This is a genomic window from Peribacillus sp. R9-11, assembly GCF_031345095.1.
In the GTDB taxonomy this organism is placed as follows: domain Bacteria; phylum Bacillota; class Bacilli; order Bacillales; family DSM-1321; genus Peribacillus; species Peribacillus butanolivorans.
On record NZ_CP133763.1, the window covers coordinates 1123529 to 1146240 of the forward strand.

The window sequence follows — 22712 nt, forward strand, 5'->3', positions numbered from 1 at the left end:
CTAGGAGGTACTACTTCAGTGGGTTCAGTTATTTTGGCAATTATCATCTTTTTATTAACGCTCGTACTTGTCATCTGGCAGCCAAAGGGATTGTCGATTGGATGGTCAGCTTGTGGCGGAGCGGTATTAGCTTTACTTGTGGGTGTGGTGGATTTTACAGATGTCATAGACGTGACATCAATTGTCTGGAACGCAACGCTCGCCTTCATCGCCATTATTATTATCTCCCTTATTTTAGATGAGATAGGCTTTTTTGAATGGGCGGCTTTACATATGGCTAGAGCGGCCAAGGGAAATGGAGTAAGGATGTTTGTCTATGTAAGTGTCCTGGGTGCTCTTGTGGCTGCTTTTTTTGCAAATGACGGAGCAGCTCTTATTCTTACACCGATTGTATTAGCAATGGTTCGTGCCTTAAAGTTTAGTGATAAAATGATTTTTCCATTTATCATAGCTAGTGGTTTTATTGCCGATACAACCTCACTACCTTTAGTGGTAAGTAATCTTGTAAACATTGTGTCCGCAGATTTCTTCAATATCAGTTTTGCCGAGTTTGCATCAAGAATGATTGTACCAGATCTTTTTGCACTTGTAGCAAGTATCTTGGTTTTATATCTATTTTTCCGTAAAAGCATTCCGAAAAATTATGATGTATCACAACTTAAAAAACCAGTGGAAGCCATTCAAGACCAAAGAATGTTTCGGTTGTCTTGGATAGTACTAGGAATTTTACTTATTGGTTATTTTTCAAGTGAATTTATTAGGGTACCTGTATCCATTATTGCAGGTATTGTTGCTATTTTCTTTCTAATGATGGCTAGAAGGAGCCCAGTGGTCAACACGAAAACCGTTATTAAAGGCGCGCCATGGGCAATCGTGTTTTTCTCAATTGGCATGTATGTAGTGGTTTACAGCCTACGAAATGTTGGATTAACAAATGTATTAACGGATTTAATCCAAGTTACCGCCGATCAAGGGCTATTTTCAGCAACGATTGGGATGGGCTTCATTGCCGCCATTCTCTCATCGCTTATGAATAACATGCCAACTGTGATGATTGATGCCCTTGCCATTTCCGACACCAATACAACAGTCGTGATTAGGGAGGCCCTTATTTATGCAAATGTCATAGGTTCGGACTTGGGCCCGAAAATTACACCGATTGGTTCTTTGGCTACATTATTGTGGCTACATGTCCTTTCATTAAAAGGCGTGAAAATCTCATGGGGAACCTACTTTAAAACGGGAATCATCTTAACCATTCCAACATTGTTCATCACATTAGTTGGCTTATATATATGGTTGCTCATTATTCATTAAACACTTACTTTACTTTAAAAGGAGAGATACAATATGGCTAAAAGAACCCTTTACTTTTTATGTACAGGTAACTCTTGCAGAAGCCAAATGGCAGAGGCATGGGGCAAGAAATATTTAGGAAACGAATGGGAAGTGCTTAGTGCAGGAATTGAAGCCCATGGGTTAAATCCAAATGCCGTAAAGGCAATGAATGAAGTTGGAGTGGATATTTCCAATCAGTCATCAGATATCATCGACACTGACATTTTAAATAATGCAGATTTTGTTGTGACTTTATGTGGTGATGCAGCAGACAAATGTCCAATGACGCCACCGCATGTTAAACGGGAACACTGGGGCTTTGATGACCCAGCAAAAGCGGAAGGAACAGATGAAGAAAAATGGGCTACTTTCCAACGTGTTCGTGATGAAATTGGAGCAAGAATTGAACGTTTCTCTAAAACAGGCGTATAAATAACATTGAAAAGCCGCGAGTGATCTCTCGGCTTTCGTTTTATCCATAGCATGAGTAAATGATTATATATTGAGGGGAGATGAGCTAGTGATGAAAGTTGAAAACTTTGATCCGTCAATGTGTTGTTCAACCGGTGTTTGCGGGCCAAGTATTGATCCTGAATTAACAAGGGTGGCTTCAGCTGTTTATTCTTTTATCCATTACTACAATCATCAACGAATCAAGGGAAAATTAAAAGGCATGAGCCCGGTAGATTACCGGGTTCATGCCTTTGAGGCTGCCTAATTAAATAAACTGTCTAACTTTTTTGGTTCACTTCAATTCGGCAGCTGTCTTCTTAATTAAATTTTAATCTTAACCTTAGCATCTTTTTGAAGCTCTTCCACATGTTTCACAAGCTTTTCTTGTTTCTTTTGTTGCTCTAGTAGCTTCTTGATTTGCGGCTTCATTTCTTCAAGTTTCTGTGCCTCTTGCCCACTTGCCTTCGCTTGCTCCTTAACCTGGTCGTAATACTTTTCAATTTCTTCATCAGTTGCTTCTTCTACTTTAATCTCTTTATCAACGTACTTCGTATACGGAATATCTTTAGCGATCTGAGTTTTCAACTTTTCCAAATTCAACCCTGCTTGTTTCATCGCTTCATTAAATTTCTCATCATTCTCGTATCGGCCTTTCATTTCTGCAAGTTGTTTTTCGATTTCATCCTTGGAGGCTGTGTAGCCCTTTTTTTCAGCAGCTTGAAGCAGCAGTCTTTGCCCCACTAAAGAATTGATCGTTTGCTCTTTAATTTGTTCGGCTACTTTCTTCGAGGTTGGATCTTGTCCCAATTGTTGCATCTGCATTTGTGTCGTAGACAGCATGTTATTATATTCCGCACCTGAAATTTTCTCGTCATTGACGATGGCCACTGTTTTCTTTTCATCTACCTTTTGCTTTTCTAGTTTCTTCTGCAATTCTTCCATCTGTTTTTGCTGATCCTCAGTTGTTTTAGCCGTTTCTTTCTCGTCATTTTTTTTATCAGCTTCATCGTTCGAACCACAAGCTGTTAAAACAACTGCCAATAATCCAATAACGATAGGGTACAATAGTTTCTTCATATCCGTTCTCCTCTCGTCTTCGAAACTAAAAAATCATCTAATGCGAATTATAAATGAATTTCCCTTTAAAACACAATATAATCATTCTTTTTTCCAGAAAACAGGAAGATAGTTTAGGCATTACCTCATATAAAAGGTGCAACTTTCTAGGAAACTGAATCAATTTACCCTTCATAGATTCAATAAGCTGAAAAGAGATAGTAAGGCAAACATACACGAACAAAAGGGGAAAGTATTTCGATCCATCCATAGCAGAGACTTTCATAGACTATTTTAAGAGCAAAGATCTGATTGTATAACAAGATACATATAGAAACGCCTGGGGTTGTATTTAAGTAGCCGATAAAAAGTTTCATATCCTACTTAATAATGAAACGTTTTAATTAGCTATTTCAGAATTATTATTTGATAGAACAGAAAACTTTGTGAAAATTCCTTGAATTGTCATATATATGGATATAAGTAACTACTGTATCTAAGTTATTTATGGTATTATATACCTGGTAATTAGATTGTAGTTCAGGAGGAAGTTCATTGTTTTTTAAGAGATTCAATTCACAAAAAGAAAATATAGTTAACATAGCAGGGAATGCTAAATTGGATATACCTAGGGGGACGGAGATTGAAAATCAAGTGCAAATGATTGGTCTAACTAAAGAGGATCTTCGAATCATGAACCGTTTACAACCCATTGTCATTGAGAAAATTGATGATATCGTAAGTGAATTTTATAAAAATTTAGAAAATGAACCTTCCTTATTAACCATCATCCATGATAAGAGCTCGATTGATCGATTAAGAAAAACCCTTAAAAAACATATTTCCGAGATGTTTGATGGTGTTATTGATCAGACCTACTTCGAAAAAAGGATACAGATTGCCCAGATTCATGTCAAAATCGGACTTAAAACAAAATGGTATATGTGTGCCTTTCAGGATCTTCTCCTTTCTCTTACCACTATCATTGAAGAACACATAGAAGATCGAGTGGAAGCTTTTCTAGCTGTAAAGGCTGTAACTAGACTATTAAATCTGGAACAACAATTAGTGCTGGAAGCGTATGATTCTGAAACGGAAAGATTGAGAGAACAAGACGAAGAGCAAAAAAAATGGATGAAGGAACGTGTGGCAAATTCTTCAGAAAACCTCGCGGCGATTTCCGAAGAGACTAATGCATCCTTCCAACAATTAAGGGTTCAGTCCCATGAAATTGTTACACTTGCAAACAAAGGGACTGCCTTATCAGTGCTAGCAGAAAAACGAGCTGGAAAAGGGAAAAATCAGCTAAGCAAACAAAATGACACGATGGTGAATATCCATCAATCGGTCAATGATATATCAGGTGATGTAGAGGTATTGCTCGAAATTTCGAATAGGATGCAGGTCATTGTGAATATAGTAACAAGCATTGCCGAACAAACAAATTTATTAGCTCTAAATGCGGCAATTGAAGCAGCACGAGCGGGTGACGCTGGAAAAGGTTTTGCTGTTGTAGCTGGAGAAGTTCGTAAGCTTTCCGAAGAAACTAAAAAGTCAGTAACAAACGTATCCACTTTAATCATAGAGACGAACGCTCAAGCTGGAAAATTAACACACTCTCTCGAAAACATTAGGGAGGCTGTAAAAGACGGTAATGAAAGCATGAAAGAAACGGAAAATCATTTTGAACAAATACTAAGAACGATGGGTGAAACGAAATTCCAAAATGACAAGATTGAAAATGAATTAGTTTCCTTTGTGAATGTGGTGAATGAATTAAGTCAAGCATTTGAAGAAGTAACTTTATCTGCCGATAGCCTTACCATGATTACACAAGAAATGAAGTAATTTGATGGAGGTATAGACATTGAAAGTTAAATCAAGTGTACCACTTGAATTGGTGGGGTATTTAAAGCTGGCGGATGCCGTCATCATTACGGATCACCATCATCGCATTGTTGATATTAATGCGTATTATGAGCAAACCACTGGGTATTCAAGAGACAACATCATTGGATTCAAGGCTGGATTTTTAAAGTCAGGGTTAACACCTCCGTGTACCTACACGTCCCTTAAAAGAGAATTAAGGAAGGGGAATCCTTGGTCAGGGGTCTTCACCAATCGAAAGAAATCAGGAGATATTTGGCATTCCTCGATTACAATCACTCCGATTCATATAGAGAATCATCTGTATTTTGTTGGGGTTTTTCGCGAATTGGAGCAATTGAAAGAAGGGGTTTATCTTTCGGAAAACAAAAGAGTCGAGAACCAGAGAGAATTGTTAAAGGTCCTTGCTATTTCATGCGAAATCCGAGATCCTGGCATCGAAGAGCATTTATTGAGAGTACAAATCTTAACCGAGAATCTGGTTTTGGCACATAATCGAAGAAACCATTTAGAACTATCTAAAAGCTATATTAACCATATTGCTCATGCAAGTATTTTACATGACATCGGGAAAGCGGAGATTCCTGAAGGGATTTTATATAAACCAGGTCCCTTATCTCCATACGAACGGAAAATCATTGAGATGCACCCATTAATGGGAGCTGATATTTTGAATAAGATTTCAAGGGAAATAAACCATGAGATGATCAGCAGTCTGGAAGTGGCTGAAAACATCATCACCTACCATCATGAAAAATGGGATGGAACGGGATATCCCTATCGTTTGAAAGGGGAAGATATTCCATTAGAAGCTAGAATTGTAGCCATTGTGGATGTGTTCGATGCATTGATCAGCAGAAGACCTTATAAAGATTCATGGCCAGTGGAGCGAGCGTTATCTTACATACACGAACAAAAGGGAAAGCATTTCGATCCATCCATAGCGGAGACTTTCTTAGACTATTTTAAGAGCAATGATCTGATTGTATAACAAGATACATATAGAAATACCTGGGATTGTATGTAACAGAAAAGGTATTAATCGGAAGGGGGCTGCTGAGAAATCGGCAGTTTTTTTTATTTAATGGCTCTATAAAAGAGTAGCGAATCTATACTTAAGAAATAGAAATACCAGTTATGCTTGATACCAAAGTTGCCTCTAACTTCTTTCTTATAAAAATCCAGCAACTAATGAAGAATAAAGACTATGCCACTAGTATTGGTACAAACTTTAATAAAATAGACGGAAAATGTGAAAATGGTTAGAAAGCATGAACTTCAAATCCACCATCTATTAACGTATTCATCGATGAATAAGTAGAGATTTAGAAAGGATCTTTTGATATCTCAGACATTCCTTTCTCAGACATTCCTTCTTCTATTGTTTTCTTTACTTACCTTTCATATAAGGTTAATACTCTACTAATAGTTTCACCTTATTATGAAGTAAGAACTGAACTTTATAGGGTGATCTTCAATAAAATGTAAGTTTGTAATACTATAAATATCCAATCCAGTTTTTGCGATGAAAAACAGGGAGACTTTGTTTATAGTAATGGTTTTTTGAATTGGAACTACATAGTTTTTCTTCACGTATTTTTTGTAATCCTTATATGCTCACCATTGAAATCGATAGCTTTATCCCTATAAAACAGTTACTAGAAGAGAATGGGAGATTTTTTATGAAGAATCAAGAACCACATGAAGGGTTGGATAGACGGAATTTTATTAAGATAGGAGGAATGAGTACACTTGCCTTAACACTTGGATTCTCTGGACTTTCAGATGATTTATTTAGCACCACAGCACTCGCTGAAGAAAAAGATGACATTTCTCTACAATTTAATCGTAATGGAAAATTAAAAATCGTTCAATTTAATGATACACAAGATGATGAACGTATTGATCGTAGAACATTACAGCTTATGGAGAAAGTGCTTGATACAGAAAAACCTGATTTTGTTGTGCTTAATGGAGACATTATTACGGGTGGATGCGATACACCTATGGAGATGAAGCAAGCCATTAACAATGTTGCACATCCTATGGAACAAAGAGGAATCAAGTGGGCTATTACCTTTGGAAATCATGATGAAGATTCTACCCCGAAGGGCGGTCTTGATGAGGAAGACATGCTCAAAATCTATCTTTCTTATAAATACAATATGAACAAGCCTACTGTCGAAGGTATTACTGGGACAGGTAATATGAATTTACTTATAAAGGATTCAAAAGGAAAAAAGGCAGCTTTCAACCTCTGGCTTCTTGATAGTGGAAGATATGCACCAAAAACCATAGCGGGTCAAGATTTCCAAGGATATCCTACGTGGGACTGGCTTCGTTTTAATCAGGTAAATTGGTATTATGAGACGTCTAAGAAGTTAGAGAGAAAATGGCGAAAAAAAATTCCTTCACTCGCTTTCATCCATATTCCTCTTTGGGAACACAGGTTTATGTGGTATGCGAGCGTAGACCAAAGAACTGACTCTAATCATGAGATTGCCGTTAAAAAGCATAATATAGTAGGAGAAAGAAATGAAGAAGAGTGTATGGGACCAATCAACGGGGGACTGTTCTCAGCGATGCTGGAGAGAGGCGATGTCAAGGGCGTTTTTTGCGGTCATGATCATATAAACACTTACGTAGGTAATTATTACGGAATCCTGCTTGGGTATGCGGGCAGTACCGGGTTCGGTGCTTATGGTCTGCCGGGAGCTGAAAGGAACAGACTACGGGGCGCCAGAGTATTTAATCTAGATGAAAATACAGCTGAGGTTCTAGTAGAAACGCATATGGTATTCGCGAAGGACTATGGCATTGACTTGACAGCTAATGATCAGAGTATTGATCCTGTGCCTCTAGAAAACAACAAGAAAATTAAAAGGTAAAGCGGTTTTAAAGAGTTAATTGCATTTACTTGATTTTGGACAGAATTGTCCCATTAAACAACTTCTGCCAATTGATTGTTCGTTAAACAAAGGAGTAATTCTATAATTTATATTTATCAAGCTGAAAATTACTAGACAATCGGGCGCTTATCTAGAATAACGAAATTATTAATTTATCTTTGTCAAATCAAAATCTTGTAATACTACAAAAAAGGATAGATAAAGCTGATTAAGTTCTGTTTTTATCATTTCCCGCCGGAAGACTCCCTCTTCAAGCATGTGAAGGGCGAGAGCCCAACGATAAGGGGGAGATGAATGGCGGTTTGGCATAAGCCAAAGTAATCTTTTGACAAACATACGTTCGGTGGTTAATAATAACTATAAGGGGGTGAAACCAATGGTCGTAAACAAAGCTTATAAATTTCGAATCTATCCAACCAAAGAACAACTAGTTCTAATCAATAAAACGATCGGCTGATCCCGTTTTGTCTATAACTTCTTTTTAGGCAAACAAAAGGAGAAAGATGCCTACTGGTGTATTTGTGAAGAAATGAAGCAGAACGGCCAATTACCCTCTAATGAATGGAAAGGTTCTTTTCTGAATAAATACGCAACAATCAAAGAACTTCCAGCTTTAAAGGAAGAGTATTCTTTCCTGAAAGAAGTAGACAGTATTGCCTTACAGAAATCGGTGGAAAATTTAGCAGATTCCTATAGTCGATATTATAAAAAGCAAAACAAGTCACCACGATTCAAATCGAAAAAGAATCCTATCCAGTCCTACACGACTAAACATACGAATGGAAATATCGGAATGATTGGAAACAAAATCAAATTGCCAAAACTCGGTCTAGTTCGTTTTGCTAAAAGCCGCGAAGTCGAAGGGCGAATCATCAATGCCACAATCAGGCGGAACCCTTCGGGTAAATATTTCATTTCCGTTTTAGCGGAAACCAATGTACAAGTACTTCCTAAAAATAATCGTTCGTGCGGTGTAGATGTTGGTTTGAAGAACTTTGCTATTCTTTCAGATGGTACGGTCTATCAAAACCCAAAATTCTTCCGGACGGTCGAAAAGAAATTGGCCAAAGCACAACGGATTCTTTCAAGGCGACAAGAAATAGCCTTGAATCAAAATAAACCATTGGCTGAAGCTAAAAACTATCAAAAACAAAAACGAAAAGTGGCTATCCTACACGAAAAAATTTCAAATGCCCGAATGGATTACTTACATAAAGTTTCTACCGAAATCATCAAAAACCATGATGTTATTGGAATGGAAGACTTGCAAGTGTCGAATATGATGAAAAATCACAAACTAGCTAAAGCTATTTGTGAAGTATCTTGGTACCAATTCAAAAAAATGTTGGAATACAAAGCAAAATGGTATGGTAAACAAATCGTGACCGTATCTAAAACGTTTGCTTCTAGCCAATTGTGTTCTAGCTGCGGTTACCAAAATAAAGACGTTAAAGATCTGAATCTTCGTGAATGGGATTGTCCTTTTTGTTCTACTCACCACGATCGAGATATTAACGCAGGGCTCAATCTAATGAATGAAGCCATAAGGCTTCTAACCGTAGGAACTACGGGAGTAGCCTAATTAAAAATTGGCCGATAGGCTAATGTTCTTAGGAATCCCCCACTTCAATCAGACCGTAAGGTCGATAAGTGGGAGTTCAACTATCCTTCTATTTTACCTTTTAAAATGTGACATTATTTATTACTTCTTTGTTATCAAAACATTTCATCATAACCTTGACTTTTAATGGAAATATCAGGTTTTTTTCGTTTACATGGTCCCCTTCATTACATTTCTTTATTCTTACCTCTTTTAAAGTAAGACAAGACTACGATGATCAAAATCAATAATATTAAAATATTCCTTATATCCTCCGATGTCTGCAACACTTGTGTCACTGAATAGGCCTCGATAAGGAGGGCGGGCAGTTTACCAATAGATGTAGCGATGAAGAAGATTATGACACTCGTCTTACTTATTGCTGCTGTAAGATTAATTACGCCGGAAGGTATAAAAGGAAGGAGTCTAAGCATTAGGATCATCCAAAATGCACGCCATCCTTGTGAGTTTTGTAGTTGTTTTAACCATCGGTTCTTCAAGAATTTCGGTTTGAAAGATTGAAGGCCTTTTCGATATAACCAAAAGCTAATTACTGCTCCTGCAATTTCTCCAATGTAAGATAGAATTAATCCCTTTTCAAAACCAAACACAGTGATATTGGCGGCAGTGATAAACACACTTGGAATAAACCCAAGTACACTAATTAAAATGTTTAATAATACACTTACGGCAATAGAAAATGGGCCACTTGATAATAATGCTGCAGAAATGATCTCCATATCAATCAAACAGAACTCCATTTATAACCGATACCCCAAACTGTTTTCAAATGTTGGTCTACTGGAAAATCGACATGGCGCAATTTCTCTCGAATATTTCGGATATGAGAATCGATGGTCCGATCTTCTGTATCCGTTTTGAATCCCCATATGGTCGATAGCAGATGATCTCTAGAGTACACTTTGTTAGGGTATTTTAGAAGTAACCCTAACATAGAGAACTCTTTTGGTGTTAACGGGATGGCCTTAAATTGATAATGCGCTTCATAAGCAGATTCATTTAAAGTTATTCCGTTAAATTTTACATATCCCGCTGGATGATTGCGTACCCGTCGCGTCACAGCTTCGATTCTAGCAAGTAAAACTTCTTCATTAAAAGGTTTAGTTACATAATCGTCGGCTCCTTTTTTTAATCCTTTTACCATTTCTTCTGCCGCATCACGAGCGGTGAGCATGATAATGGGAACATCAGAAAACGCTCGGATTTTTTCACACGTTTCCCATCCATCCATTTCAGGCATCATCACATCTAGAATGACCAAGTCAGCCTGATTTTCCCTTAAGAACAAAAGCGCTTCATGTCCAGAGTTCTTCTTCATGCATGTATAGCCGTGAGGTGAAAGATATAATTCTATAAGATCAAGCATTCTCTTTTCATCATCAACTAGAACTACTGTCTTCATTTTTTTTCTCCTTAAATATAATAATGAAGCACGTACCTTGCTCTATACTACTTTTAACTGAAATGGTTCCTCCTTGAACTTCCACTAATTGCTTAACAATAGAGAGCCCCAAACCAAATCCGCCAGTAGCTCTCGCGCGTGATTTCTCAACACGGTATAAACGATCAAAAACATGGGGGATGTCTGCTTTCGGAATTCCTACTCCTTGATCTATTATAGAGATGGAAATACTGCCAATTGATTCAATGGCTTTGATAGTAGTGACCGTATATTCATTCGAGTATTTTAGCGCATTGTCCAGTAGGTTAAGAAGAACTTGTTCAAAACGGGAAGGATCAATATCCATAAATAAATTATCCTTACACTCCAGGTTTAATTGTATATTTTTATTCGTAAAAGCAGGTAACACTTTTTCATAAACGGATTGCAGGAATGAAGAGAGAGGGACGGTTTCTTTTGAAATCGTAAATGTATTAACATCCATTCTTGCTATATTGAATAGTTCATCTAATAAACTGTTTAGTCGTTTTGATTCTTCATGGATGATCTCTAAGTATTGTGTTCTTTCTGGTATATCTAAATCTTTTCGCCGTGCAATATCAGCATAGCCCTTAATATACGTTAGTGGTGTGCGGAGTTCATGAGAGATACTTGCCAAAAATTCATTACGTTCCTTTTTTAAATAGTTTAACTCATTAGCTAAGCTTTGAATGGACTGTGCAAGTTCCCCTAATTCATCTTTTGAACGTACAGGTACAGATACAGAAAAATTCCCTTTGCTTAATTTGGTCGTTGCTTCTTTCATCGTAATAAGAGGTCTAGTCAACGCTTTTGATAGAAAATAAATGGTTATAAGCATAAAGAAAAGGAGCAATAAAGTAGCAAAGAGAAAATGTTTGTTCAATTGAGAGATTAAATCTTCAACATCTCCGGTATTTTTGAACATATAGACATAGCCTTCATTTACTTTATCGCTGTTAAATGGTGTAACGGTGGCTATATATCTTTCTTCCTTCCAACTTGATTGGATGATTAGACCTTTTCTTGGTACTTGGGAGAGTTCCTTTTTTAAGATTTTCTTCATTCCGCTATTGACCTTTTCAGACGATAATAGGATATCGCCTTTTGTATTCGTAATCACAACATCTGTATCGGTATGTGATTCCATCAGGCCGATGTGATGAAGAGTTGAATTGTCATAAGAGATTTCTAACACGTCACGATGACTATTGCCACGTGACTTTAGTGATTCTAATTCTTGATTGATACGAGAATGAACTACTTTATTGTGTAAATAAATCATGGAAACAGTTTCTATTAAGAAAATGCATACAAACATCCATAAACCTAATTTAAAAGAGATTTTCACGTGTATTCACCTTCTTATTTATTGAGAACAGTGTATCGTAAAAGTATGAAGAAAGTATGCAGATTTTTATATACCTTATCCCGTTACAAAGTTTAATAAAGTAGAAATTAACATTCGCTGAGACATAGTTACTTAAATAACGATAATCTGAAGTGTAAATTGTTGCAAGGGGGACCATAAGCTTTCCATACAAGAAAGGGTTGGAAAATAAAACTCCGAGGAAATCGGGAAATAATATTTTAGTCTATACAAAATGTTTTGCATAAAGGAAACATTTTATTGTGATTGAATAGAATGTAAAAAAAGGAGCTGATTTAAAATGTGTTGTACAAACCGTACGCAAAGAAAAATAATGGTTTATTCCGCTTTATTTAAAAAAATGGGTATTCTCAATGAAGAGGAATACAAAAATATCGCGAAAACTTTTCAAACGAAGGATTGAGCATTGGGTATTCATAAGTTTTTATTCCACGTTGAGCAGGTTGTAAAACCCCCACCTTTAAATTTCGAATAAGGCGGGGGACTGTCTGTAAAAATCCACATTTGTTCACACATTGATGTTAATTACATACTTATTGAAAAGGGTCCGCCAAAATTGGGAGCCTTTTTGCTGTAGATTGATTGTATGAAAACTATTATTCTTAAGAAATAGTTTGAAGGAGTTGCTTGTGTTGCATCATTAAAGTTGGAATTATTCTAATCGTGCAAACGTTATTTATTACCCTTATGGGGATATTAGGCTATTAATCATTTATTAAGAAAACTGCCGAGGAATCGGCAGTTTTTTTGTGAATCGGTAATCGGTGTTTTAAATTGATGAGGAAAAGGCAAGTTTTGTTGTGATCCGGTGGTTTTCTCTGCGATAATAGAATAAATGAATCGAAAAGGAGTTACAAAGGATGGCAGAGGACTTTAAGATTCCCAGCTTAAAAGTTGATGAGATCGATAAAAAAATCATTTCGATTTTACATGAAGATGCACGAATTTCATATACGGACTTAGCAAAGAAAGTGGAACTTTCTAGAGTAGCGGTTCAAATGAGAATTAATCATCTTGTTGAAAACGGTGTGATTGAAAGGTTTACTGCGGTCATTAATCCAGCTAAGGTCGGTATTCAGGTTTCTGCGTTTTTTAATGTTGAGGTCGAGCCTAAATATTTGGAATCGGTGGCCAATCAACTAGAGAATGAACCAGCAGTGACGAGTTTGTATCATATGACTGGTCCAAGCAAGCTTCATATGCATGGGATCTTTACTGATAATCAAGAGATGGAACGCTTTCTTAATGAAAAGTTGTATGCGGTCAAGGGGGTTGTGAGCGTTGATTGCCAAATTCTCATTAAACGTTATAAGAGCCGGATGGGAATGAAACTTTAATAAAAAAAAAATCCACCATTTGGTGGATTTTATTATTTATGTGAGAGGGATGATAAAACCGCCGTATGCAAAGGCAAGAATGATCACGAATGCTGGGTGAATTTTGAACTTGCCTAAAGCTAAGAAGGCCAATCCTGCGATGATAAAGGAATGGATGTAACCGATGGACCCGACGGCATCAGCGGCCATATTCCATGTGAGCAATAACATCATGATCGCAATCACGGGCTGCACAAGTAGGGACATGCCTTTTACGATGGGTGATTGCTTGTATTTTCGCAGGATTTTTAATAAATAGATCAAAGCCACTGCTGAAGGGATGATGGTGCCTGCCAATGCAGCTAAAAATCCTGGCCAGCCATATACATCATATCCTACATAGGCGGCTATTTTGGTGGCGATCGGTCCTGGGAGTGAATTTCCTAATGCAAGCATTTGTGAGAACTCGGTATTATCAAGCCAGCCGTAACGGGTGACAATTTGATCATACATAAGCGGAATCGAGGCTGGACCTCCGCCGTAGCCAAGAATATTGGCTATGAAAAACGCTAGAAAAACAGCGACACCAATAGGGATGATAATAAGACCCATTACGCGGATTCCTCCTTCCTATCAACCTTTTTATTTTTCAATCTATCTTTTAATTTAAAATGAAACGCCCCATATAAAAGGAAAATCATAATGACAATACCCGGATGCAAGGATATGATCTGCAGAAGGAAAAAGGAAATCGCAAAAAAGGTGATTCCGAGTACTTTTCCTAAACCTTTTACCGCCTTTTCGCCAAACTCATAAGCCATTTGACCAAGCATGACGGCAACAACTGGCATTACAGCAGCGATCATATTGCTGATTATGGCTGAATTACTTAAAACATTAATGAACGCAATCAAGAAAACCATCGCAAAGCAAGAAGGTAATATATGAGCTGCCACACTAACGAGGGCTCCCGGCCAGCCTTTTAATTTATAACCAAGATACGCTGCCATTTTAGTGGCAATCGGTCCTGGGAGTGTATTGGCGATCGCCAAGGTGTCCCCGAATTCATCATCGTCGAGCCAATGATAACGGGAAACTGCTTCGTGACGGATGAGAGGAATTACAGATGGTCCCCCGCCGAATCCTAAAATCCCCGTTCGCATCATCCCAACAGTTAATTCCGTATATGGATTTTTCACAAAGATTCCTCCTGTTTTTGTATTGAAATTAAGAATTAATTTCCATGATTATGTATTTATAATAACAAAACTAGTTTCAAAATGTACATATAATTTTAATAATAATTACGAAATGAATGATTTTTTTGTATTTATTAAGATAATAGACAATATAAACGAAAAAATATCATCTTTTTGTCTAGAAAAGGCGAATTTAAATTACGTATGAAGAAGAAACAATTTATATACAATTACGGTTTGTTTTTTGAAAATTCAAATAAATAAAAAGAGGGGACTTACATGACTAAATCCATAATTGGAACGAAAAGTTTGGTGGTAAGCCCTCATTATCTAGCATCGATGGCAGGGAATAAAATTCTCGGGAGGGAGTGCTTTTGATGCGGCAGTCGGTTCTTAATGTAATAAACGGTATGTTGAGAACAGCATGTAGCTTTGAAACAAAGATTGGTCAAATTAATACAAGGAACCTTGATAAATGAACAAATTGAAAGAGCATGTTTTGAAAAAAAGTTTGATCAAAACATGCTCTTAATATATTCAATTGAATGATTCCTCATAAATCGTTTTAATAACATAACCAGCTATTAATTTTCTCTTCAAAATCGTGCTCCTTCCAAGCAACAATTGCGCTCATTTCTCCTAACTGTGATATTTGATGTTGGAATAACATATCTCCTAAAAAGTATCCCAGTCGACTATGTCCAAATTTTTCCCCTCCATTTATAGAAAACCACTCACGATAAATATCTTGGGGAGTACAAGTAGCAAGATCTTTTGCAAACCCCAGTTTAACATCTTGTTTATTCGATTCTGCAAATGACAACCACTCATAACCCCCATCGTTAAAAGAAAAATAAATAGAAGGGTGCAAATCAGGTACTGTTCTCCTAGAAAAATGTGTAGCTGCTCCTTCCTGATAAAGCCAAGTAAGAGGGCTGTTCCACTGAATTTTTGTCCAGTCAATTCCTTTGTCATTTGAAATAATGTTATGTGTAACGTGACCAAACTCGTGTGCAACAATGGTTTTTAAATGATTAGGTTCTGGTGATAATTTTTCTAAAGCAAAAGTTATATTAGGTATGATTTGACGATATGTATAGGCATTAGAACCGAAGCCCCCAACTATTAAATTTACTTCAATTGGAAAGGATACTTGATATATACTAAAATATTCTTCCTCTATTTCATTTATGATAGGTACAATGTTCTCGTGAGTTTGCTTTATGGTTGAAAAAATTTGAGGATATTTTGATATTGATTGTTTATGCCTTTCTTCATTGTCTTTGCAATGATATAAAAAGTATTCTTTAAATACATCGGGATATTCATTGTAATAGTGCCTTAAAAATCTTAAAGAAGGTAGATAGTTATTTACAAAAAACGGTATGGTATCTATGATTTTCAAGTGAATTCCCCCAAAATTTAAATATCTATCACTAATAACAAGTCTATAGATTTTAATAAAGCTTTTCCCTGTCTTTTTCTTCAAAACAAAGTGGATATCCTCTTTTTCGCTAAACTGTCCCTTTAGCTCTATAAGAAAAAAGCAATCCTCGCTAAATGAAGTAAACCACCTGTTAGTTGAATTAGAAAATGTTATCCAATCAAGAGGTCTTTTTGGACTCAAATCTTATTTTCGTTCATAACAGGAATGCTTCCCTTTTTTCAAAATGCTAAAAAGTGATTAATCTATTTAAAATGCCGGAGAAGGATGTAATCTTCTCCGGCATTTTAATTAACTCCCCCGATATACCTGATAACCCCATGGGGAAACGAGTAAGGGCACATGATAGTGAGAGGCGGGGGAGGAAAGTCCAAAACGGACGGGAACTTGGTCCAAAAAGGGTCTTAAATTATTGAAATTTGTTTTTTGATTTAGGTTCCACACATAATCACCTGTCAATGTAATGTGTTCCCAACCAAGTGGGGATATATGTTGTAAATATTCCTCTGGAATGTCCACGCCTTTTGCACGCAAAGCATCTACCGCACGTGATATATATACCGTATTCCATAATACAATAGCTAAAATAAGAAGTTGCAAACCGTCGACTTTTTGTTATGTTTGGATTTTAAAAGACTAGTTTCTTTTCTGCGTCACATACGGATAAATCGGATCTCTTAATTCGAAGTCATACGTTTCTCCATTCACAATTCCTACCACCCTCTCACTGTCATATAAATCTAGTAAGAAACCGGCCATTTGTTCAGCTGTATGGAACTTAGGAACAAAACCATCATATTCAAAATTATCAACATTATAGGAGCGTTTCGCAAATTCGGTCTCTGTTGCAGCAGGAGCCAAGACTTTTGCTTGCATGGCTGCTCCTTTTCCTTTCAATTCTTGTGCTAGACCTTCTGTAAAGGCACTTACATAGAACTTTGTCGCGCAGTAGGTCACAGCATCGGCAACAATTCGGTATCCTCCTCCTGAAGAAATATTAATGATTTGCGTTCCATCAACATCTCCATAGTCACGTACATAAAGAGAGGACAGAACGGTTAAGGCTTCAATATTCAAGTGAAGCATCGTCTCAATTTTATTTAAATTTTGTTCCCCAACGGAAGCAAAGTTTCCAAAACCAGCATTGTTGATCCAAGTCTCGATCTGATAATCCTGAAGACTTTCGTAGAATTCATAAACATTTGCAGTAACAGATAAGTCAACAATTCGAATGACAACATCCAGGTCTGCTTTAATGTCAGCCACTTTTGATTTTAGCTTTTCCAATTCCTCCGTTCTGCGAGCTGCTATGATTAAGTTTTTCCCACGAGCCGCAAAAGCAAGGGCCGTTTCATACCCAATTCCTGAACTGGCACCCGTAATAACTGTATATTTCATATAAATCCCTCCTGAATTTTATCCAATTGATTTTATTGTGAGCGAACTATGAGTTGATTATAATGATTAGAGTAAACTCTAAGTCAAGAAAAAATTAATGTGGAGGTTTCTTATGCACAGCATTGGTGAAGTGGCTAAAATTTTAGGGATAAGTACACATACATTGCGGTATTACGAAAAAGAAAAAATTATAATTCCTGTTCGTGATGCCAGCGGAGACAGGCGATATAACGATACACATATTAAATGGCTGCAATTTGTTATCAAGTTAAGAGAAACACAAATGCCTATCGCGAAAATAAAGAAGTATGCTTCATTAGTTTTAGAAGGAGAACATACCACACTAGAGCGATTAAGCCTTTTAGAAGAACATAAAGACTCTATTAAGAAACAAATCAGAACGTTAAAAGCTGTAGATGAGATGCTTGAATATAAAATTGTGGCTTACAAGGATTTCATCAGTAAACGAGATTAGATGCAGTCTCTATAGGGTGTTATACCAGCAAAACGCGGAAAACATATGCTAAGCAAATTTGTCTAAAAATCTATACCAAAAACGGTGGTTCCGGGAGCTGGATAGTTTTGTTTCGGAAGTAATCGCCAATATGAAAGACGATTTCGTAGTTTCCCATTTTTGTATTTTCTGCGGTTAGGAGCGGGGCATGATGCACAGGTATTTGGAACAATGTGCCCAACTTGCTTGTTGTTTGTTCCGAGTCAGGGGGGAATCAGCCACTCACCTAAGGAGTTTACTAGTGTTCCAGATTTGGAAAGGGGAATCGATGTTTTAAGCGAAATACTATATAGATTAGCCTATTAAAGGGAGATGAGGAAAAATGGCATTTTCAGAATTACATACACCGATGAGGACAATCATGACTCCAGGTCCGGTCGAGGTGGATCCGCGTGTGCTAAGAGCGATGAGCACACCTATATTAGGTCAATTTGACCCCGCATTTACTACAATCATGAATGAAGTGATGGAAATGCTTCGGTTGGTTTTTCAAACGAAAAATAAGTGGGCTTTTCCAATTGATGGTACATCAAGATCCGGCAATGAAGCGATCCTTTGCAGCATCATTGAACCGGGAGATAAAGTTCTGGTTCCTATTTTCGGAAGATTTGGTCATTTGTTAGTTGAAATTTGTGAACGATATGGAGCGGAAGTTCATACGATTGAATGTTCATGGGGAGAAGTGTTTGATCCGCAAGTGGTCATTAAGGAAATCAAGAAAGTGTCCCCAAAAATAACCGCGATTGTTCATGGAGAAACTTCTACGGGGTGTATGCAGCCGTTGAAGGAAATCGGGGTGGCCTGCCGTGAATTGGATGTCTTGCTTGTGGTCGATGCTGTTGCTTCCATCGGCGGAACAGACGTAAAGGTAGATGAATGGTGTATTGATGGATTAATAGGCGGGACGCAAAAATGCTTGTCTGTTCCTTCAGGGATGGCGCCGATTACGTATAATGAGAGAATTGAAAAAATCATTCAGTCCCGTAAAAAAGTGGAACGTGGGATTGCGACAGAAGAGGACCGCCAAAAGGTCTTGATCCACCATCCCATCACCAGCAATTATTTCGATTTAAGTATGCTGCAGGATTATTGGGGCCCGCGCCGCTTGAATCACCATACAGAGGCAACTTCAATGATTTATGCGTTACGTGAAGGGTTGCGCCTTGTAATTGAAGAAGGATTGGAAAAACGCTTCGCTCGTCATAAAATCCATGAATCTGCCCTCATTGCAGGGGTCAAGGCAATGGGATTAACGTTATTTGGGGATAAGAAAAACAAACTTCCATGTGTAACTTGTATCAGAATTCCAGAAGGTATCGACGGGGAAGCGGTACGAGGTATGCTGTTGAATGAATTCAGTATCGAGATCGCCTCCTCGTTTGGTCCACTTCACGGAAAGATCTGGAGAATCGGCACCATGGGATTTAGCTGTCGGAAAGAAAACATTCTCTTTGTGCTAGCTTCCTTAGAAGCCGTTCTTTTACGCCAAGGTTTCGAAGTGAATCGAGGAGAAGCTTTACAGGCTGCACTTGATGTATATGTAGGGAAGACAGAGAAAGTGGGTGTAGGTAGGAGTTCTATTTGATTTTTTTATTATGAAGGAGTGATGTTAATGTCAACATACGACCTTATTATCCGCAATGGTTACGTGGTTTTACCTGATGAAGTTAAGAAAGCTGATATTGCGGTACATAATGGGGTGATTGTTAAGGTTGGGAATCAGTTAGATAGTAAAGCTAATGTAGAGTATGAGGCGAAAGGTTAGTACATTTCTCCCTGAATGAGACACACAAAGTTTTGGAAACGAATTTTTTCGCGAAGAATAAGCAAAGTGTATATATGGGGCATGGCTTTCCTTGTCAAATAACCGCCACCTTTAATAAGGGAAAGCGGGTTTATGAGACTGGTGAAATAAGTAAGAAAGAGCGGGGGAAATGGTTAAAAGTGATGGACTCCGGAATTGTAGTTAATAACTAGTCGGAAAACTTTTGAAATCCGTACAACTGTAGCGATAGTCATTTTAAGTATTATTTTTTGAATACAGTTATTCTATTACCCTCCTATATATGTCTTGTTAAAGGCCTATCTATCAAGGAGAAATAGCAAACCGGACAGGTCGACTGACTTGTCCGGTTTTAATAATGCTTTATTCATCTTGTTGAACAAAATAATGATTCTTCCGATATACCATCGCTTCCATGGTTGCGATTAGTTCCTTTTCATTTAGGACTTCGATTTTGTACCATGCGAGTTTGTGATTTTTCTTTATTTCTTTTGCATTTGCAGTTAAAGTCTCACCACGTTTGCCAGCGGATATAAAGTTAACATTGGTTGTGACGCCCACTGCTATTTTGCCGTATGAATTGCTCGCAGCTGCGAATACGTAATCCGCAAGTGAAAAGATAATTGCCCCGTGAACCGTTCCGTGTGAATTGAGCATGCGGTCGTCAGGGATTAATTCAGCTTCCGCTGTGCCAGGCCCAAGTTTTGTCAGTTTCATACCGAGAAAAGATGCAAATGGTTCGTCTTTAAGCACTTGCTTAATTTGATCATAATGTAATTCATGAATATCCTGATCATCTAATTGAATTGTCATGGAAATCCTCCTTTCTTCTAATGGTCTTTCGCTGAGCTTATCCCAAATCCGGTGTTAGATTTGAAAAGTACTTCCGGAAATTTATTTTCCTCTTCTTTTGCTTTAGACAACACTGTCCCTAAATATGCACCAATAAAACCAAGTGGCACGGTGAAAATGGTCGGGTTGCTCATTGTGAAGAGAGGATTCCCTGTGAAAATACCAATTCCAGGTTCCGGATTCCATACATTCGGGCTGAGCATAACTAATATAAGAGAACTGAGTAACCCGAATAACATGCCGGTGATCGCTCCAGTTGCATTAAATCGTTTCCAATAAATTGTACAAAGGATAATCGGCAAGTTGGCACTTGCAGCGATTCCTAATGCAAGTACAGAAAGGAAAGCGACGTTCAACGATTGTGCAAACAAGGCAAGCACGATTGATATAACAGCTACACTAACTGATGCAACACGGGCTACAAGAATTTGCTGCTTTTCAGTTATTTTTCCGTCTTTAATAATTTCACCATAAATGTCATGTGCGAAAGCGGACGCAGACGTTAAAACAAGACCGGATACAACCGCTAAAATAGTGGCAAATGCGACGGCTGAAACGAAAGCGAACAAAAATTCACCGCCCACGGTTAATGCGAGGAGTGGCGCTGCCATGTTTCCAGCAGAGTTTGCTTCAACGATGCGGTCAAATCCTACGAAAGAAGCAGCTCCGAATCCTAGGAAAATAGTCATGATAAAAAATAAGCCTATAAACCATGTGGAATATACTACCGATTTTCTTGCAGTAGCCGCGTCCTTTACTGTAAAGAAGCGGACGAGCAGATGGGGAAGGCCAGCTGCGCCCAGGACAAGTGACATATTAAATGAAATCATGTCAAGTCCATCAGTGTATTTATTGCCTGGATTTAAAAAATTGTTTCCAAGAGGTGTTGCTGTTTGAACATGGTGGAACATTTCAGAGATGTTAAAATTAAAGCGGGAAAAAACAATAAAGGTCAACACAGCGGAACCGCACAGTAAAAGAACCGCTTTGGTGATTTGCACCCAGCTTGTCGCTCTCATCCCGCCGAAAATTACGTAAATTGTCATCAATACACCGACGAGAAGAACGGATAGCCCGTAATCGATGCCGAGCAACAGTTTAATTAATCCACCAGCACCAACTAGTTGTGCAATCATGTAAAAGATTGAAATGACAAGTGTGTTCGCGGCAGCTATCCCACGTACTTTTTTTGATTTGAAACGCGCTGAAATCATGTCTGCCAGCGTATATTTCCCAAGTTACGCAGTGGTTCTGAAACAAGATACAATAAGACGAGAAATGCAACAAGGTTCCCGATGCTCATATAAAAGCCATCGAAACCGATTAGTGCGATAGCTCCTGTAATTCCTAGGAAAGAAGCAGCTGACATAAAGTCACCGGCCACGGCTAATCCATTTTGCCAGGCAGTCAATCCGCCACCTGCTGTATAAAAATCACTTGCGTTTTTCGTCTTTTTAGAAGAATAATATGTTATTGTAAGCGTTAACAAAATGATGCCTAAAAAAAGCGTAAGAGATAAAGTGCTCATTCGCCAAGCTCCTCCCGATATTTAGTTAAAATATTCTTTGCCATCTTGTCGTACTTCGCTGATTTCTTAATATAGACAATTCCTCCGATCCATACGACAGCAAATTGGAGAAGTGCGTACACCCATGCCCATGTAATATTGAGAAAAGCTTCGCCCTTTAATACATCTGTATAGGCAGCTAAAACAGGCAGGACAAAATAAAATGTAAGAAAGAATAGAGTGACTGGTACAATGAATGCTTTTTTCTTTTGAAGTAAATCTTTGAAATCTTCTGTTTCAATTAATTTACGATACTGAATCTCTCTGTCATTGCCTTTGATTAAATGATCTGTTTTTACTGGCGATTCCATAATAATATCCCCCTTGAAATTATAATACGATTTTTAAACGAGTGTATCTAAATTTGATATATATCAATGTAAAAGTATCATAGTCAGAAAGTTATGTAAATTTAAAATTAAATTTTTTGTTAATTTTGCTAATTTTGTTAATTTCAAAGAAAACATTATTGACAACGTATAAATGGCGTATTAATCTTAAAAATGAAACATAACAATAATTAATATTCCGTTTTTATATCGTTATGAAAAAGGGGTCGGATGAA

At 37.5% G+C, this 22712-nt stretch carries 20 protein-coding genes and 5 pseudogenes; 13 read left to right on the plus strand and 12 right to left on the minus strand.

Features of this window, described 5'->3' with window-relative positions:
* Window positions 1–18 precede the first annotated feature (18 nt).
* From RE409_RS05345 to RE409_RS05355, 3 genes are all read left to right on the plus strand, one after another.
* The gene (locus RE409_RS05345; RefSeq protein WP_201221892.1) at window positions 19–1317 is read left to right on the plus strand and encodes an arsenic transporter; all 1299 of its coding nucleotides are present in this window, start codon (window positions 19–21) and stop codon (window positions 1315–1317) included.
* A gap of 33 nt (window positions 1318–1350) precedes the next feature.
* A complete protein-coding gene (arsC, locus tag RE409_RS05350; protein WP_201221890.1) occupies window positions 1351–1770 on the plus strand; it encodes an arsenate reductase (thioredoxin) in 420 nt (139 codons plus the stop codon).
* A 91-nt stretch (window positions 1771–1861) separates the two neighbouring features.
* Window positions 1862–2056 (plus strand): arsenic metallochaperone ArsD family protein, encoded by a 195-nt coding sequence (locus tag RE409_RS05355; protein WP_207196517.1) that lies wholly within the window; start codon window positions 1862–1864, stop codon window positions 2054–2056.
* A 56-nt stretch (window positions 2057–2112) separates the two neighbouring features.
* Here RE409_RS05355 and RE409_RS05360 read toward each other — a convergent pair whose 3' ends face one another.
* The gene (locus RE409_RS05360; RefSeq protein WP_309558659.1) at window positions 2113–2868 is read right to left on the minus strand and encodes a SurA N-terminal domain-containing protein; all 756 of its coding nucleotides are present in this window, start codon (window positions 2866–2868) and stop codon (window positions 2113–2115) included.
* 534 nt (window positions 2869–3402) lie between these two features.
* On the opposite strand from RE409_RS05360, the gene RE409_RS05365 reads away from it, so the two are divergent.
* From RE409_RS05365 to tnpB, 4 genes and pseudogenes are all read left to right on the plus strand, one after another.
* Window positions 3403–4695 (plus strand): protoglobin domain-containing protein, encoded by a 1293-nt coding sequence (locus RE409_RS05365; RefSeq protein WP_309558660.1) that lies wholly within the window; start codon window positions 3403–3405, stop codon window positions 4693–4695.
* Between the two features lie 19 nt (window positions 4696–4714).
* Window positions 4715–5725: an HD domain-containing phosphohydrolase gene (locus RE409_RS05370; protein WP_201182270.1), complete on the plus strand. Its 1011-nt coding sequence runs from the start codon at window positions 4715–4717 to the stop codon at window positions 5723–5725.
* Between the two features lie 691 nt (window positions 5726–6416).
* Window positions 6417–7622: a metallophosphoesterase family protein gene (locus RE409_RS05375; protein ID WP_201182268.1), complete on the plus strand. Its 1206-nt coding sequence runs from the start codon at window positions 6417–6419 to the stop codon at window positions 7620–7622.
* Window positions 7623–8019: 397 nt separating this feature from the next.
* A pseudogene (tnpB, locus tag RE409_RS05380) lies at window positions 8020–9225 on the plus strand (IS200/IS605 family element RNA-guided endonuclease TnpB).
* A 206-nt stretch (window positions 9226–9431) separates the two neighbouring features.
* Here tnpB and RE409_RS05385 read toward each other — a convergent pair.
* Genes RE409_RS05385 through RE409_RS05395 form a run of 3 tightly spaced genes read right to left on the minus strand, consistent with a single transcriptional unit; the run spans window position 9432 to window position 11969 of the window.
* Window positions 9432–9983, minus strand: coding sequence for a TVP38/TMEM64 family protein (locus tag RE409_RS05385; RefSeq protein ID WP_309559245.1), 552 nt, complete (start codon window positions 9981–9983; stop codon window positions 9432–9434).
* Window positions 9984–9988: 5 nt separating this feature from the next.
* Window positions 9989–10666, minus strand: a complete 678-nt coding sequence (locus tag RE409_RS05390) for a response regulator transcription factor (RefSeq protein WP_098176539.1) — start codon at window positions 10664–10666, stop codon at window positions 9989–9991.
* The gene (locus RE409_RS05395) at window positions 10644–11969 is read right to left on the minus strand and encodes a HAMP domain-containing sensor histidine kinase (RefSeq protein WP_309558661.1); all 1326 of its coding nucleotides are present in this window, start codon (window positions 11967–11969) and stop codon (window positions 10644–10646) included. The genes RE409_RS05390 and RE409_RS05395 overlap by 23 nt, the downstream gene beginning before the upstream one ends.
* 965 nt (window positions 11970–12934) lie before the next feature.
* Here RE409_RS05395 and RE409_RS05400 point away from each other — a divergent pair.
* Window positions 12935–13411 (plus strand): chromate efflux transcriptional regulator ChrS, encoded by a 477-nt coding sequence (locus RE409_RS05400; RefSeq protein WP_053344757.1) that lies wholly within the window; start codon window positions 12935–12937, stop codon window positions 13409–13411.
* A gap of 36 nt (window positions 13412–13447) precedes the next feature.
* On the opposite strand, the gene RE409_RS05405 is transcribed toward RE409_RS05400, so the two are convergent.
* Window positions 13448–14002 (minus strand): chromate efflux transporter ChrA, encoded by a 555-nt coding sequence (locus RE409_RS05405; protein ID WP_201182262.1) that lies wholly within the window; start codon window positions 14000–14002, stop codon window positions 13448–13450.
* Window positions 14002–14589, minus strand: coding sequence for a chromate efflux transporter ChrB (locus RE409_RS05410; RefSeq protein WP_201182260.1), 588 nt, complete (start codon window positions 14587–14589; stop codon window positions 14002–14004). Before RE409_RS05410 ends, RE409_RS05405 begins: the two co-directional genes overlap by 1 nt.
* A 279-nt stretch (window positions 14590–14868) precedes the next feature.
* On the opposite strand from RE409_RS05410, the pseudogene RE409_RS05415 reads away from it, so the two are divergent.
* A pseudogene (locus RE409_RS05415) lies at window positions 14869–14977 on the plus strand (hypothetical protein); the annotation flags it as partial.
* A 177-nt stretch (window positions 14978–15154) separates the two neighbouring features.
* Here the strand turns inward: RE409_RS05415 and RE409_RS05420 are convergent.
* The 3 genes and pseudogenes from RE409_RS05420 to RE409_RS05430 form a co-directional block, all read right to left on the minus strand.
* Window positions 15155–16078: a DUF2268 domain-containing putative Zn-dependent protease gene (locus tag RE409_RS05420; protein WP_309558662.1), complete on the minus strand. Its 924-nt coding sequence runs from the start codon at window positions 16076–16078 to the stop codon at window positions 15155–15157.
* A gap of 246 nt (window positions 16079–16324) precedes the next feature.
* Window positions 16325–16645: pseudogene (locus tag RE409_RS05425) on the minus strand (Tn3 family transposase); the annotation flags it as partial.
* Window positions 16646–16669: 24 nt separating this feature from the next.
* Entirely contained in the window at window positions 16670–17431 is a 762-nt protein-coding gene (locus RE409_RS05430) for an SDR family NAD(P)-dependent oxidoreductase (RefSeq protein WP_309558663.1), read from the minus strand.
* A 112-nt stretch (window positions 17432–17543) separates the two neighbouring features.
* Here RE409_RS05430 and RE409_RS05435 point away from each other — a divergent pair, with 112 nt between their 5' ends.
* The 4 genes and pseudogenes from RE409_RS05435 to RE409_RS05450 all read left to right on the plus strand — a co-directional run bounded on the left by RE409_RS05435 (window position 17544) and on the right by RE409_RS05450 (window position 19710).
* Window positions 17544–17906 carry a MerR family transcriptional regulator gene (locus RE409_RS05435; protein WP_201182256.1) on the plus strand — a complete coding sequence of 121 codons (363 nt, stop codon included), beginning with the start codon at window positions 17544–17546 and terminating at the stop codon, window positions 17904–17906.
* Window positions 17907–18083: 177 nt separating this feature from the next.
* A pseudogene (locus RE409_RS05440) lies at window positions 18084–18251 on the plus strand (M20/M25/M40 family metallo-hydrolase); the annotation flags it as partial.
* A 16-nt stretch (window positions 18252–18267) separates the two neighbouring features.
* Window positions 18268–19530, plus strand: coding sequence for a pyridoxal-phosphate-dependent aminotransferase family protein (locus RE409_RS05445; protein ID WP_201254301.1), 1263 nt, complete (start codon window positions 18268–18270; stop codon window positions 19528–19530).
* A 27-nt stretch (window positions 19531–19557) separates the two neighbouring features.
* Window positions 19558–19710, plus strand: coding sequence for a hypothetical protein (locus RE409_RS05450; RefSeq protein ID WP_201221876.1), 153 nt, complete (start codon window positions 19558–19560; stop codon window positions 19708–19710).
* A 381-nt stretch (window positions 19711–20091) separates the two neighbouring features.
* Here the strand turns inward: RE409_RS05450 and RE409_RS05455 are convergent, their stop codons facing one another.
* From RE409_RS05455 to RE409_RS05465, 3 genes and pseudogenes are all read right to left on the minus strand, one after another.
* Window positions 20092–20541, minus strand: coding sequence for a PaaI family thioesterase (locus tag RE409_RS05455; RefSeq protein ID WP_201182250.1), 450 nt, complete (start codon window positions 20539–20541; stop codon window positions 20092–20094).
* 17 nt (window positions 20542–20558) lie between these two features.
* Window positions 20559–22108, minus strand: a pseudogene (locus RE409_RS05460) (cation acetate symporter).
* Window positions 22105–22458, minus strand: coding sequence for a DUF485 domain-containing protein (locus RE409_RS05465; protein WP_056531113.1), 354 nt, complete (start codon window positions 22456–22458; stop codon window positions 22105–22107). Before RE409_RS05465 ends, RE409_RS05460 begins: the two are co-directional and overlap by 4 nt.
* Window positions 22459–22712: the final 254 nt, after the last annotated feature.

Excerpts from the sequence above, each read along its gene's own strand:
- arsC (WP_201221890.1), top strand. The coding sequence starts at position 1,351 with ATGGCTAAAAGAACCCTTTACTTTTTATGTACAGGTAACTCTTGCAGA.
- RE409_RS05355 (WP_207196517.1), top strand. The coding sequence starts at position 1,862 with ATGAAAGTTGAAAACTTTGATCCGTCAATGTGTTGTTCAACCGGTGTT.
- RE409_RS05360 (WP_309558659.1), bottom strand. The coding sequence starts at position 2,868 with ATGAAGAAACTATTGTACCCTATCGTTATTGGATTATTGGCAGTTGTT.
- RE409_RS05375 (WP_201182268.1), top strand. The coding sequence starts at position 6,417 with ATGAAGAATCAAGAACCACATGAAGGGTTGGATAGACGGAATTTTATT.
- RE409_RS05385 (WP_309559245.1), bottom strand. The coding sequence starts at position 9,983 with ATGGAGATCATTTCTGCAGCATTATTATCAAGTGGCCCATTTTCTATT.
- RE409_RS05390 (WP_098176539.1), bottom strand. The coding sequence starts at position 10,666 with ATGAAGACAGTAGTTCTAGTTGATGATGAAAAGAGAATGCTTGATCTT.
- RE409_RS05395 (WP_309558661.1), bottom strand. The coding sequence starts at position 11,969 with ATGATTTATTTACACAATAAAGTAGTTCATTCTCGTATCAATCAAGAA.
- RE409_RS05400 (WP_053344757.1), top strand. The coding sequence starts at position 12,935 with ATGGCAGAGGACTTTAAGATTCCCAGCTTAAAAGTTGATGAGATCGAT.
- RE409_RS05405 (WP_201182262.1), bottom strand. The coding sequence starts at position 14,002 with ATGGGTCTTATTATCATCCCTATTGGTGTCGCTGTTTTTCTAGCGTTT.
- RE409_RS05430 (WP_309558663.1), bottom strand. The coding sequence starts at position 17,431 with ATGAAATATACAGTTATTACGGGTGCCAGTTCAGGAATTGGGTATGAA.
- RE409_RS05435 (WP_201182256.1), top strand. The coding sequence starts at position 17,544 with ATGCACAGCATTGGTGAAGTGGCTAAAATTTTAGGGATAAGTACACAT.
- RE409_RS05445 (WP_201254301.1), top strand. The coding sequence starts at position 18,268 with ATGGCATTTTCAGAATTACATACACCGATGAGGACAATCATGACTCCA.
- RE409_RS05450 (WP_201221876.1), top strand. The coding sequence starts at position 19,558 with ATGTCAACATACGACCTTATTATCCGCAATGGTTACGTGGTTTTACCT.
- RE409_RS05455 (WP_201182250.1), bottom strand. The coding sequence starts at position 20,541 with ATGACAATTCAATTAGATGATCAGGATATTCATGAATTACATTATGAT.
- RE409_RS05465 (WP_056531113.1), bottom strand. The coding sequence starts at position 22,458 with ATGGAATCGCCAGTAAAAACAGATCATTTAATCAAAGGCAATGACAGA.